This window comes from Micrococcus sp. NPDC078436 (assembly GCF_040702705.1).
GTDB lineage: Bacteria > Actinomycetota > Actinomycetes > Actinomycetales > Micrococcaceae > Micrococcus.
Map to the genome: position 1 here is coordinate 1 of NZ_JBFBLX010000006.1, position 12,947 is coordinate 12,947.

General features: G+C 73.4%; 11 protein-coding genes and 1 pseudogene. 9 read left to right on the forward strand and 3 right to left on the reverse strand.

Going from position 1 to position 12,947, the window contains the following annotated elements; all coding sequences use genetic code 11:
- Window positions 1-93: 93 nt before the first annotated feature.
- The gene (locus tag AB0302_RS04980) at window positions 94-651 is read right to left on the reverse strand and encodes a gamma carbonic anhydrase family protein (protein ID WP_248115394.1); all 558 of its coding nucleotides are present in this window, start codon (window positions 649-651) and stop codon (window positions 94-96) included.
- Window positions 652-706: 55 nt separating this feature from the next.
- Complete coding sequence (purU, locus tag AB0302_RS04985; RefSeq protein ID WP_366370725.1) at window positions 707-1,615, reverse strand: formyltetrahydrofolate deformylase; 909 nt, start codon at window positions 1,613-1,615, stop codon at window positions 707-709.
- Window positions 1,616-1,791: 176 nt separating this feature from the next.
- Between purU and AB0302_RS04990 the strand changes: the two genes are divergently transcribed.
- The 6 genes and pseudogenes from AB0302_RS04990 to AB0302_RS05015 all read left to right on the forward strand — a co-directional run bounded on the left by AB0302_RS04990 (window position 1,792) and on the right by AB0302_RS05015 (window position 8,772).
- Window positions 1,792-3,393: a hypothetical protein gene (locus AB0302_RS04990; protein ID WP_366370726.1), complete on the forward strand. Its 1,602-nt coding sequence runs from the start codon at window positions 1,792-1,794 to the stop codon at window positions 3,391-3,393.
- Window positions 3,394-3,614: 221 nt separating this feature from the next.
- Window positions 3,615-4,895 (forward strand): serine hydroxymethyltransferase, encoded by a 1,281-nt coding sequence (gene glyA, locus AB0302_RS04995; protein WP_298714006.1) that lies wholly within the window; start codon window positions 3,615-3,617, stop codon window positions 4,893-4,895.
- Window positions 4,896-4,991: 96 nt separating this feature from the next.
- The gene (locus AB0302_RS05000; protein ID WP_366370727.1) at window positions 4,992-5,897 is read left to right on the forward strand and encodes a bifunctional methylenetetrahydrofolate dehydrogenase/methenyltetrahydrofolate cyclohydrolase; all 906 of its coding nucleotides are present in this window, start codon (window positions 4,992-4,994) and stop codon (window positions 5,895-5,897) included.
- Window positions 5,872-6,894, forward strand: a complete 1,023-nt coding sequence (locus AB0302_RS05005) for an ABC transporter ATP-binding protein (RefSeq protein WP_366370728.1) — start codon at window positions 5,872-5,874, stop codon at window positions 6,892-6,894. Before AB0302_RS05000 ends, AB0302_RS05005 begins: the two co-directional genes overlap by 26 nt.
- 174 nt (window positions 6,895-7,068) lie before the next feature.
- Window positions 7,069-7,764: pseudogene (locus AB0302_RS05010) on the forward strand (ABC transporter permease); the annotation flags it as partial.
- A 198-nt stretch (window positions 7,765-7,962) separates the two neighbouring features.
- Entirely contained in the window at window positions 7,963-8,772 is an 810-nt protein-coding gene (locus AB0302_RS05015) for an ABC transporter permease (protein ID WP_248115501.1), read from the forward strand.
- Window positions 8,773-8,809: 37 nt separating this feature from the next.
- Here AB0302_RS05015 and AB0302_RS05020 read toward each other — a convergent pair whose 3' ends face one another.
- Window positions 8,810-10,297, reverse strand: a complete 1,488-nt coding sequence (locus AB0302_RS05020) for an MFS transporter (protein ID WP_248115400.1) — start codon at window positions 10,295-10,297, stop codon at window positions 8,810-8,812.
- Between the two features lie 98 nt (window positions 10,298-10,395).
- On the opposite strand from AB0302_RS05020, the gene AB0302_RS05025 reads away from it, so the two are divergent.
- The 3 genes from AB0302_RS05025 to trpS all read left to right on the forward strand — a co-directional run bounded on the left by AB0302_RS05025 (window position 10,396) and on the right by trpS (window position 12,924).
- On the forward strand, window positions 10,396-10,920 hold the full coding sequence (locus AB0302_RS05025) for a phage holin family protein (protein ID WP_248115401.1): 525 nt from the start codon (window positions 10,396-10,398) through the stop codon (window positions 10,918-10,920).
- A complete protein-coding gene (locus tag AB0302_RS05030) occupies window positions 10,917-11,804 on the forward strand; it encodes an exodeoxyribonuclease III (RefSeq protein WP_366370729.1) in 888 nt (295 codons plus the stop codon). Before AB0302_RS05025 ends, AB0302_RS05030 begins: the two co-directional genes overlap by 4 nt.
- 70 nt (window positions 11,805-11,874) lie before the next feature.
- On the forward strand, window positions 11,875-12,924 hold the full coding sequence (gene trpS / locus AB0302_RS05035) for a tryptophan--tRNA ligase (RefSeq protein ID WP_366370806.1): 1,050 nt from the start codon (window positions 11,875-11,877) through the stop codon (window positions 12,922-12,924).
- Window positions 12,925-12,947 lie beyond the last annotated feature (23 nt).

A 12,947-nucleotide genomic window follows, 5' to 3' on the forward strand; every position in this document is an offset into this window, starting at 1 on the left:
GGGGGCGGCCGCCCCGCGACCGTTCGCCGTCCCCGGCACCCCCCCCCGGCCCCGACTCGATCGAGTCGGGGCCGCGTCGCGTTCCGGGGGAGGTCAGGACTGCGTGACGGTCTCCTCCCCGGGCATCTCCTCCGTCACGACCGCGGCGCGGTGGGCGGCGGCCAGTTCCAGGTACGTCGCGGCGTTGGCCTTCAGTCCCTCGCGCTCCTCGTCGGTGAGGGGGCGGCGCACCGTGGCGGGGACGCCGGCCACGAGGGAGCCCGGCGGCACCTGCGTGCCCTCCAGCACGACGGCGCCCGCCGCCACGAGGGTGCCCGCCCCGATCACGGCGCCGTTCATCACGGTGGCGGACATGCCGATGAGGCAGTCGTCGCCGACCGTGGCGCCGTGCACCACGGCGGCGTGGCCCACGGAGACGCCCGCACCGAGGGTGCAGGGGACGTGCTCGTCCGCGTGGAGGACGACGTTGTCCTGCAGGTTGGTGCGCTCGCCGACGCGGATGGGCGCAGAGTCGCCGCGAACGGAGACGCCGTAGAACGCGGAGCAGCGCTCGGCCATCTCCACGTCGCCGGTGATCGCGGCGGTGGGGGCGAGGAAGACGGTCTCGTGGATGCGGGGCGTGGCGCCCTGGACGGTGAGGATGTGTGCCATGCCACGAGCGTACGCACGCGGGGCGGCCGCCGTCAGGGGCGCGTGACGAGCCGCCTCACGCGAACACCACCGTCCGCCTCCCGTCCACCAGTACGCGGTGCTCGGCGTGCCAGCGCACGGCCTGGACGAGCGTGGAGCCCTCCACGTCCCGGCCGCGCTCCACGAAGTCCTCCGCGGTCTGGGCGTGGGTCACGGGCTGGACGGACTGGGCGATGATCGGCCCCTCGTCGAGGTCGGCGGTGACGTAGTGGGCCGTGGCGCCGATGATCTTCACGCCGCGCTCGTGCGCCTGGTGGTAGGGCCGCGCCCCCTTGAACGAGGGCAGGAACGAGTGATGGATGTTGATGGCCATGCCCTCGAGGTCCCGGCACAGCTCGTCCGAGAGGATCTGCATGTAGCGGGCGAGGACCACGAGGTCGATGTCGTGCTCGCGGATCAGCTCGCGCAGGCGCGCCTCGGCGGCGGCCTTGGTGCAGCGGCTCGCCGGGTCCGTGGAGATCGGCACGTGCACGAAGGGCACGCCGTAGAAGGCGGCGAGGGGCTGCAGGTCGAGATGGTTCGAGACGACGACGGGCACCTCGATCGGCAGGCTGCCCGCGCGCTGCTGGAACAGCAGGTCGTTGAGCGTGTGCCCGTCCTTCGAGCACATCACGAGCGTGCGCATGCGGCGGCCCGCGTCCCACAGCTGGGCGCGCATCCCGAACTCGGCGCGCACCGGGGCCAGAGCGGCCTCGACGGCGGAGCGCGCCTCCGGCGTCGTGAACTGCACCCGCAGGAAGAAGTCGCCCGAGTCGGGGGAGCCGTACTGCTGCGACTCCGCGATGTCCGCGCTGGCGCCCAGCAGCGCCCCGGACACCGCGTGCACGATCCCCTTGCGGTCCGGGCACGCGACGGTGAGGACGAACGGGTTCTCCCCGGGCGGAGGCTCGAGCGGTGCGGCGGGGGAGGGCAGGGCGGGGTCCATGCCCCGATGCTAGCCACGCGTCGGTGCCCGTCTGCTTCATGACGGGGCCGCGCATCGTGGCCCCGGGGCGGGTCAGTGTGACACCCTGAGAGCTGGTCCGCCACACCGCCTCGCCGGTGAGGGGCGGACGGTGGCGCCGGGCTGGCCGGCCGCCCCGAGCTACCGAGGAGTCCCTCATGACGAATGCCCAGCTGTACTGGATCATCGGGGCGATCATCGTCCTGATCGCCATCGCCCTCCTGATCACCCTGATGTCCCGCCGCGGGCGCGGTGACGACGTCGTGGAGACCCGCCATGAGGAGCCGGTCCGCCCTGCCGCCGCGCGCCCCGAGGCCACCGCGACGACGGTGCGCCCCGCCGGGGACGAGCAGTCCCGCACCCGCCTCTCCTCGCTGGACGCGGCGGCCGCTCCGGCAGACGACACGGCGACCGCCTCGAAGGCCGACGGCGCCGGCGCGTCTGCCCTCCGCGCCTTCGACGCGACCGCGATCGACGAGAAGGGCGCTGGGACGTCCGCCCCCGCGCCGTCAGCGTCCCTGAAGCCCGCGCCCTCCTTCGGCTCCACCGCCTCGCCGGCCCCGCTCGAGGCCACCGAGACCGCCCCCGCCCCGCAGGCCGTCGATCCGCTCGCGGCCGCCGTCGAGGCGCTGCCGGAGCAGACTCCCGCCGAGATCGCCGCCGAGGCCCTCGAGGACGCGGCGCCCGCCGCCGAGACCTCCGCGGTGGCGAAGCCCGCGGCCGCCGCCCCGGCCACCGTCGCGCTGCCCGTGACCGACCGCACCGACTCCGCGTCCTCGACGTCCGAGGGCACCCTCGGCCTCGGCGCGGCGGGCGTGGCCGGCGGCACCGGCGTCGTGGTGGACGAGAACCAGGGCGGCGTGGACCTGCCCGAGCCGGCAAAGCCCGCCGAGCCCGTTGTGAAGGCCGAGCCGGCAAAGCCCGCCGAGCCCGCTGTGAAGGCCGAGCCGGCGCAGCCCGCCGTCGCGGTGAAGCCCGCCCCGGCCGTGAAGTCTGCTGAGACCGCCGCTGCGGACGAGACCATCGCCCCCGCCGTCACGGCCGAGCACGACGCCGAGGACGCCCCGGCCGAGGCGATGGTCCCGCCGGTCCTGGCGCCGGCCGTCGACCCCGCGCCGACGTCCTCCAGCCAGACGCCCGTCACCCCCGTGGCCGGGCAGGTCCTGCGGGACGAGAAGCAGGGCTCGGCCGCGGGGATCTCCGCCGCCGGTGCCGCCGCGGCCTCCGTGAGCGCCGGCGTCGCCGGGGGGACTGGCGTGACCGTGGACGAGCAGGTGGCGCCGGCCGCCGCCGCGACGACCACGACCGCAGCCGCGACCACGCCCCGCGCGTCCGCCCAGGCCCCCGGCCTGATCGGCACCGCGGAGTCGCACCCCACCACGCCCATCCCCGCCGCGGAGGCCCCGGCCGCTCCGCGCGGTCCCGTCGTGGACGGCACCCCCGGTGTCCCCGGCCGCGTGGCCTTCACCGCCCCGGACCGCCACGACGAGGTCGTCGCCGTCTCCCCGGACGAGGCCGCGCACGAGTCCGGCATCCTCGGCAGGGCCGCCGAGACCCTCAAGGAGAAGGCGGCCCCGCTCGCCGAGAAGGCCGCCCCGCTGAAGGACAAGGCCGCCCCCCTCATCGAGAAGGCGGTCCACACCGCCGCCCCGATCGTGGAGAAGGCCGTGGACTCCGCCGTGCCGCTGGCCAAGAAGGCCGCCTCCACCCTCAAGGACAAGCTGGCTCAGGCGCAGCAGCGCCGCTGGGGCAAGCGCTGACCCCGGGGCCGGCGTGCCGGCCCACCCCTGAGGCGACCCCCGCCACCGGTCACGGTGGCGGGGGTCGCCTCGTCCGGGCGCGTCCGGCCGAGGGCGTCCGGCACCGCCGCGCCCCCGCACGCGTCCGGAGGAGGCGGAGCCGCGCGGTGTCCGCCGGATCACTAGGATGGGCGGCACCGGCCCGTTCCGGTGCCCGCTGCCCCCAGTCGAAGGGAAATCCCGTGACGCAGTCGCCCGACATCAACACCCAGCCCCTCTCCGAGGTGGATCCGGAGATCGCCGCGGCCCTCGCGGACGAGCTCGGCCGCCAGCGGGGCACCCTCGAGATGATCGCCTCGGAGAACTTCGTCCCGCGCGCCATCCTGCAGACCCAGGGCTCCGTGCTGACCAACAAGTACGCCGAGGGCTACCCGGGGCGCCGCTACTACGGCGGCTGCGAGTTCGTGGACGTCGCCGAGAACCTGGCCATCCAGCGCGCGAAGGACCTGTTCGGCGCCGAGCACGCCAACGTGCAGCCGCATGCCGGCGCGCAGGCCAACGTGGCCGTGATGACCGCGCTGATGGACCACGGGGACACCATGATGGGCCTGTCCCTCGCCCATGGCGGCCACCTCACCCACGGCATGAAGATCAACTTCTCCGGCAAGAACTACAAGATCGCCGCGTACGAGGTGGAGCCGGACACCTACCGGATCGACATGGACACGGTGCGCGAGGCCGCGAAGGCCGCGCAGCCGAAGGTGATCGTCGCCGGCTGGTCCGCCTATCCGCGTCAGCTGGACTTCGCGGCGTTCCGCGAGATCGCCGACGAGGTCGGCGCCAAGCTCTGGGTGGACATGGCCCACTTCGCGGGCCTCGTGGCCGCCGGTCTGCACCCGAACCCGGTCCCGCATGCCGATGTCGTCACCTCGACGGTGCACAAGACCCTCGCCGGCCCGCGCTCCGGCTTCATCCTCGCCAAGGAGGAGCTCAAGAAGAAGATCGACTCCGCCGTGTTCCCGGGCCAGCAGGGCGGGCCGCTCATGCACGCGATCGCCGGCAAGGCCGTGGCGTTCAAGATCGCCGGCTCGGCGGACTTCAAGGAGAAGCAGGAGCGCACCCTGCAGGGTGCCCAGATCCTCGCCGAGCGACTCACCGCCCCGGACATGGCGGAGCTGGGCATCTCCGTGCTCACCGGCGGCACGGACGTCCACCTCGTGCTCGTGGACCTGCGCGAGTCCCAGCTGGACGGCAAGCAGGGCGAGGACATCCTGCACGAGGTCGGCATCACCGTGAACCGCAACTCCGTGCCGTGGGACCCGCGCCCGCCGATGACCACCTCCGGCCTGCGCATCGGCACCCCGGCCCTGGCCTCCCGCGGCTTCGGCGAGGCCGAGTTCCGCGAGGTCGCCGAGATCATCGCGGCCGCCCTCACGCCGAGCCCGGACGTGGAGGCGCTGCGCGCCCGCGTGGTGAAGCTGACCGAGGACTTCCCACTGTACGAGGGCCTCGAGTCCTGGTGACATCGGCCACGGGCCGCTGACATGCGCCGCGGGGCGGTCTCCGGATGCGAGAGACTGTCCCGCGGCGATGTGCATTTCGACGAAGGGGAGCGTGCGATGACCGCGAAGGTGCTGGACGGCAAGGCGACGGCGGCCGCCATCAAGCAGGAGCTGCGCGGGCGCGTGCAGGCCCTCGCCGAGCGAGGGATCACCCCGGGGCTCGGCACGGTGCTCGTGGGGGAGGACGCCGGCTCGCAGAAGTACGTGGCCGGCAAGCACCGCGACTGCGCCGAGGTGGGCATCGAGTCCATCCAGAAGGAGCTGCCGGCGGACGCCACCGAGGAGCAGATCCTCGAGGTCGTGCGGGAGCTGAACGAGGACCCGGCCTGCACCGGGTACATCGTCCAGCTGCCCCTGCCGAAGCACGTGGACACGCAGAAGGTCCTCGAGGCCATCGACCCGGACAAGGACGCCGACGGCCTGCACCCCATGAACCTCGGGCGTCTCGTGGCCTCCGTGGGCGGGGAGCTGGACTCGCCGCTGCCGTGCACCCCCGCCGGGTGCGTCGAGCTGCTGAAGCACCACGGCGTGGAGCTCGCGGGCAAGCACGTCCTCGTGATCGGCCGCGGCGTGACCATCGGCCGTCCCGCGGGACTGGTGCTCACGCGCCGCGAGGTCAACGCCACCGTGACGCTGGCCCACACGGGCACCACGAACCTGGACGAGCTGCTGGCGCAGGCCGACGTCGTGATCGCCGCCGCCGGCTCCGCGCACATGGTGAAGCCCGAGCAGGTGAAGGACGGCGTGATCGTCCTGGACGTGGGCGTCTCCCGCGTGACCGGCGAGGACGGGAGGAGCCGCGTGCTCGGCGACGTCGACCCGACCGTGAAGGAGAAGGCGTCCTGGATGGCGCCGAACCCGGGCGGCGTCGGGCCGATGACCCGCGTCATGCTCCTGGCCAACGTGGTGGAGGCGGCCTCGCGTAGGATCCCTCCCTGTGAGCCACACCACCCCCTCCGCTGACGCGCCCGAGACCGCCGGGCGCCCCGCCCTCACGCCCGGAGCCGCCGCCCCCGTCATCCGCGCGCGCGGCCTGCGCAAGCAGTACGGGGACTTCCACGCGGTCAAGGGCATCGACCTCGACGTGCGCCCGGGGGAGTGCTTCGGCCTGCTCGGGCCCAACGGCGCGGGCAAGTCCACCACGATGCGCATGCTCGCCGGCACGTCGCAGCGGACGGCGGGCGAGCTGAGCATCATGGGCATCGACCCGGAGGACGACGGCCCCGCCGTCCGTGCGCACCTGGGCGTGGTGCCCCAGCAGGACAACCTCGACGAGGAGCTCACGGCGCGGGAGAACATCCTCATCTACGGCCGCTACTTCGGCCTGCCGTACTCCTACCTCAAGCCCAAGGCGCAGGAGCTGCTCGAGTTCGCCCAGCTCACCGAGAAGGCCGACGCCAAGGTCACCGACCTCTCCGGCGGCATGAAGCGCCGCCTCGTGATCGCCCGGGCGCTCGTCAACGAGCCGGCCCTGTTCCTCCTGGACGAGCCCACCACGGGCCTGGACCCCCAGGCCCGCCACACCCTGTGGGACCGCCTCTACCGGCTCAAGGAGCGTGGCACCACCCTCCTGCTCACCACGCACTACATGGACGAGGCAGAGCAGCTGTGCGACCGGCTCGTGGTGGTGGACGCGGGCGAGATCATGGCCGCCGGCACGCCCGCGGAGCTCATCCGCGAGCACGCCTCCCGCGAGGTCCTGGAGGCCCGCTTCGGAACGGACCGCAACGAGGCCGCCGCCCGCACCCTGCAGGCCCATGTGGGCGACGGCGTCGTGCACCGCGTGGAGGTCCTGCCCGACCGCGTCCTCCTCTACGCCGAGCGCGCGGACGACCTCCAGCACGCGCTCCAGCGACTCGTCGACGACGGTGCCGTGCCCGCCCCCGCCACCACCCTCACCCGCCGCGCGAGCCTCGAGGACGTGTTCCTCATCCTCACCGGCCGCACCCTGGTGGACTGAGCCGTGGCCGCCTCCGCCTCCACCCCGCCCGCCCCGGACTCGCCCCCGACGACGGCGCCCGCCGCCGCCCCGACGACCGCCGGCCCCCTGCGGCCCCCGATCTCCGCGGCCGAGAGCGCCGAGCGCGTGCGGGCCCGTGGCGTGCTCTTCTACGCCGAGCACACGTTGCGGACCATGCGCCGCTACGGGGCGGTCCTGATCGTCGGCGCGCTCGGCGAGCCGCTCCTCTACCTGCTCGCCATGGGCCTCGGGCTCGCCCAGCTCATGGGCGGCGGCGCCCCGCAGGAGGTCCTCGGCGGCGTCTCCTACGTCGCGTTCATCGCCCCCGCGCTGCTGGCCTCGGGCGCCCTGATGACGGCCTCCGTGGAGTTCTCCTACCCCGTCATGGGCGGGTTCCAGTGGCACAGGACGTACTACGCCGCGCAGGCCACCCCGCTGTCCCCGGCGCAGATCGCGCTCGGGCACCTCGCGGCCGTGAGCCTGCGGTTCCTCTTCCAGGCGGCCGTGTTCTTCGCGGTCATGCTGGCCTTCGGCGTGGTCTCGAGCCCGTGGGGCTGGCTGCAGGTGCTCACGGCCACGCTCGGCGGCCTGGCCGTGGGCGCGCCGATCATGGCGTTCGCGGCGTCCCTCACGGAGGACAGGGGCCAGTTCGCCACCCTGCAGCGCCTCGTGATCATGCCGCTGTTCCTCTTCTCGGCCACGTTCTACCCGCTCGACGCCCTGCCCGTGTGGCTGCGGTGGATCGGCTGGATCTCCCCGCAGTGGCACGCCGCCCAGCTCGGCCGCGTGCTCTCCTACGGCATGGCCGAGCCCGCCTGGCTCACGGCCGTGCACCTGCTCGTCCTGCTCGCCCTCGCCGGCATCGGCACGTGGCTCGCCGTCCGCGTCTACACGCGCCGGCTCGGCTGGAGGCGGGGTGCCCCGGATCGCGACGCCGTCGCCGTGCCCCGCACGCGCACCGCCTCCCGCCTCGGGGGGAGGCCGAGCCCCGCCGAGGCGGCGTCGGCCGCCCGGCCCGGCGCGTCGTCGTCCGCGGCGGTGGGGTCGGCCGCGGACGCCGTGCCGCCCATGCCGCCCATCACGGTGCGCCGCGGCCCGCTGTCCGGCATGTACTCGGGGAACGTGCGGGCCGTCATGGAGCGGGCCCTCCTCTCCCTGAAGTCCAACAACTGGGTGGTGTTCTTCTCCGGCTTCTTCGAGCCGGTGCTGTACCTGGCCTCGATGGGCATCGGCCTGGGCACGCTCGTCGGCGACGTCACGGGGCCCGACGGCACGCCCGTCCCGTACGGCATGTTCATCGCCCCGGCGCTGCTGGCGGTCTCCGCGATGAACGGCGCGATCTACGACTCCACGTGGAACGTGTTCTTCAAGCTGCGCTACGCCAAGACGTACCAGACCATGCTCGCCACCCGGCTGGGGCCGCTGGACGTGGCCGTCGGCGAGATCGCCATGGCCCTGCTGCGCGGGCTCATCTACGCGGTCGGGTTCCTGATCGTCATGACGGTCGCCGGCCTGGTCACGTCGTGGACGGCCGTGCTCATGATCCCGGGCGCGCTGCTGGTGGCGCTCGGCTTCGCCTCCCTGGGCATGGCGGTCACCAGCTTCATGAAGACGTTCCAGCACATGGACTGGATCCAGATCGTCCTCATGCCGATGTTCCTCTTCTCCGCCACGTTCTTCCCGCTCAGCGTGTATCCGCCGGCCATCCAGGGGGTCATCCAGGTGTTCCCGCTGTGGCACGCCGTGGAGATGATGCGCGCGCTCGCGGTGGGTGTGATGACGTGGGGCACGCTCGGGCACGTCGCCTACTTCGTGGCGATGGCCGCCGTGGGCGTGTGGCTCACCTCGCGGCGGCTGGGCGCGCTGTTCCTGCGCTGAGGGTGCCCGGCCCGGTGCCGCGCGTCGGTGGTGCCGCTCAAGCCGCGCGGGCCCGGGACCGACGGCGGCGCAGCAGGTCCGCGCCCGCGGAGACCAGCACGAGGGCCCAGCTGCCGGCCACCACCGCCAGCGCGCTGCCGCCCGCCACGCCGTACTCGTGGGCGGTGGGGGCGTGGCCCGTGCCCGCGAGGGCGGAGAAGTACACGCCGGTGACCATGGCCAGGCCGATCGAGGTGCCCACGCGCTGCGCGGTCTGGGCGACGCCGCCGGCCGACCCCGCCTCCTCGGGGAGGACGTCGTCCATCATGAGCACCTGGGCGCTCGTCATGATGAGCGCCTGGGACGCGCCCTGCGGGATGAGCAGCGCGGCGAGCGTCCAGAGGGGCCACGCGCCGTCGGCCACGCGGACGAAGGCGAGCATGAGGGCGAGCATGGAGGCCACGCCCAGGGCCGCGCCCGTGAACACGAACCACGGGCCGAACCGGTGCACCTGCGAGCCGATCCACGTGGAGGACGCCGTCACCAGGAGGGCGGAGGCCAGGGTGATCATGCCCGCCGCGAGGGCGGAGTGCCCCAGGCCCTGCTGCACGAACACCGCGATGACGGCGAACGCGCCCGGCATGGTGCCCATGTAGACGGAGGTGTGCAGGGTGGCGAACGTGAACGAGGGGCGCCGCAGCAGGGCCGGGTCCACCATGGGGTGGACTCCCGTGTGCGGGGCGGCGGCCCGCACCCGCTTCTCCCACAGCCACCACGCGGTGAGCAGGGCGGCCGCCACGGCCAGCAGCCACCAGGTGCCCGGCAGGATGAACGGGAGCATGAGGGACACGGTGGCCGCCCCCAGCAGCACGACGCCGACGGGATCCAGGGCGCGCAGCCCGCGCGGGACGACGGCGGCGGTCCGCGTCGGCGGGTGCAGCCACAGCACGCCCAGGAGCAGGGCGAGCAGCCCGATCGGGGCGTTGACGAGGAACGACGCGCGCCACCCCGCCTCCGGACCGAGCAGCCCCATGAGCAGCCCGCCCAGGAGCGGCCCCACCGCCACGCCCAGGCCGATCACGGTGCCGAACATCCCGTAGGCCGTGCCGCGCGCCCGCCCGGAGAAGGTGGACTGGATGACCCCGATGATCTGCGGGTTGAACAGTCCCGCGCCGATGCCCATCAGGAGCCGGGCACCGTTGAGCACCACGGGGCTCCAGGCCAGGCCCGCGAGCAGCGAGCCGAGGACGTACACCGCGATCCCGGCGAGGAACAGCGGCTTGCGGCCCCACAGGTCGCCGGCCCGTCCGGCCGCCACGAGGACGACGCCGAACGTGAGGGTGTAGCCCGAGAGCACCCACTGGAGGTCCGCGCTGCTCGCCCCCAGGCCCGCCTCGATCGCGGGCAGGGCCACGTTCACCACGGACACGCTCATGAGCGCCAGGAACAGCGGCATCAGGAGGATCGCGAGCACGCGCCGCTGCTCCGGGGTGAAGTGGGCGTCTGCGGGGCCGGGCGCGGCCGCGGGAGAGGAGGTGGGGGTCACCGCCCAAGGATAGGGCCCGTGCGCCGCTCGATTCGGAGCGCGGCGCCCGCGTGCGGGATGATGGTGGCCAGCCTCGTCCGCCTCCCGTCAGGATCCCCATGTCCAGCAGCCTGCCCACCGGTTCCGCCGCTCCCAGCCGTCGCGCCCGCGCCTCCCGCGCGGGACTGCCCATCGGCTCCACCGCCTTCACGGTGATGATCATCGTGCTCCTGGTGGCCATCGTCTTCGCGGCCAACGCGAACGACGTCATCGGCTGGCTCGTGGTGGCCATCGCCGCGGGGTGGCTGGTCTTCGCGGTGATCGTGTTCCTGCAGCTGCGCGCGGGCGTGCGCTCGGCGGCGGCCACGGTGGACCGCACCGTGGACACGGTGCGCGCCGACGTCGCCGCCCTCGGCAAGCCCATGGTGCGGGGCGAGACCGTGGAGCCCGTGGTCGACCCGATGCGGGACACCAAGCTGGACCACTCCTTCAAGATCGTCCAGGTGCAGGCCCGCGTGGTGAAGGAGCAGCTCGCCGCGGAGGGCGGCATGGACCGCGAGATGGTGGACCGCGCCCTCGAGACCATCCACATCACCTCCGCCAACGCGCGGGACATGCTGACGGACGACGGGGCCGCGCGATGAGCGAGTCGACGCCGGCCGAGCCCGTCGTGCACGCGAACGCGGGCGCCCCCAAGGCCGACGGCGCGGTGCGCATCGCCACCGTGAACGTCAACGGCATCCGCGCCTCCCACCGCAAGGGCATGGTCCAGTGGTTCGCCGGCCGCGGCGTGGACGTGCTGACGCTGCAGGAGGTCCGCGCACCCCGCGCGATCACGGAGAAGCTCGTCCCCGAGATCGTGGGCGGCGAGTGGACCGAGGTCCACGTCGCGGACCACGAGGCCGCCGCGAAGGGCCGCGCCGGCGTCGCGATCGCTTCGCGCTTCCCCATCGAGGACGTGCGCGCGGGCATCAGGGACGAGCGCGGGTACTTCGACGACGCCGGCCGCTGGCTCGAGGCGGACCTGCGCCTGCCGGACGGCTCGCTCCTGACCGTGGTCTCCGCCTACGTGCACTCGGGCGAGGCCGGCACCCCCAAGCAGGACGACAAGTACCTCTTCCTCGGCGAGATGTCCCGCCGCCTGGCCGAGCTCTCCGCCGCCGGCCACCCGGCCCTCGTGACGGGCGACCTCAACGTGGGCCACACCGAGCGGGACATCAAGAACTGGAAGGGCAACCTGACGAAGGCCGGCTTCCTCCTCGAGGAGCGCGCCTACTTCGACCGCTTCTTCGGCGAGCTCGGCTGGGTGGACGTGCACCGCGCCCTCGCCGGGGACGTGCCCGGCCCCTACACGTGGTGGTCCATGCGCGGGAAGGCGTTCGACACGGACGCGGGCTGGCGCATCGACTACCACATGGCCACCCCGGACCTCGCCGAGAGGGCGAGCGGCGCCGTCGTGGACCGTGCCCCCAGCTGGGCCACCCGCTTCTCCGACCACGCCCCGCTCGTGGTCGACTACCAGTACTGACCCCCACCGACGCGAAGCATCGAGGCACGCCGTGAACACCCCCCAGAAGAAGAACACCGTGCAGGACGTCCTGGCCACCGACGTCTCCGCCACCGCCCACCTCACCGGCGCCTCCACGCGCCACCGCGTGCTCTCCGGCATGCAGCCCTCCGCGGACTCCCTGCACCTGGGCAACTACCTCGGTGCGCTCGTGAACTGGGTGAGGACGCAGGACGACTTCGACGCCTACTTCTTCATCCCCGACCTGCACGCCATCACGGTGCCGCAGGACCCGGACGCCCTGGCCCAGCGCACCCGCGTGGCGGCCGCCCAGTTCATCGCCGGCGGGATCGACCCGGAGCGCTCCACGCTGTTCGTGCAGTCCCAGGTCCCCGAGCACGCGCAGCTCGCGTGGGTCCTCACGTGCATGACCGGCATGGGCGAGGCCATGCGGATGACCCAGTTCAAGGACAAGTCCGCCAAGCAGGGCGCCGACGCCGCCGGCGTGGGCCTGCTGGCCTACCCCATGCTCATGGCCGCGGACATCCTGCTCTACCAGCCGCACGGCGTGCCCGTGGGCGACGACCAGCGCCAGCACGTGGAGCTCACCCGCGTCCTCGCGCAGCGCTTCAACCACCACCACGGCGAGACGTTCGTGGTGCCCACGGGCTTCTACCCGGAGACCGGCGCGCGCATCTACGACCTGCAGAACCCGACCGCGAAGATGTCCAAGTCCGCGGAGTCCCCGAACGGGCTGATCAACATCCTCGACGAGCCGAAGGTGATCGCCAAGCGCATCAGGTCCGCCGTGACCGACGACGGCACGGAGGTCCGCTTCGACCGCGACGCCAAGCCCGGCGTCTCCAACCTGCTGACCATCCTCTCGGCCGTCACGGACACCCCGATCGCCCAGCTCGAGGAGCGCTACGTCGGGAAGATGTACGGCCACCTCAAGGTGGACGTGGCGGACGCCGTCGTCGAGCGCCTGAGCCCGATCCGGGAGCGCGCCACCGAGCTGCTCGCCGACCCCGCCGAGCTGGACCGGATCCTCGCCGTGGGCGCGGCCAAGGCCCGCGAGGTGGCCACCCCGGTGCTCCAGGACGTGTACGGTCGGCTCGGCTTCCTTCCTCCGCTCGGCTGAGGCCGCTCCTCCCTTCGTCGCGG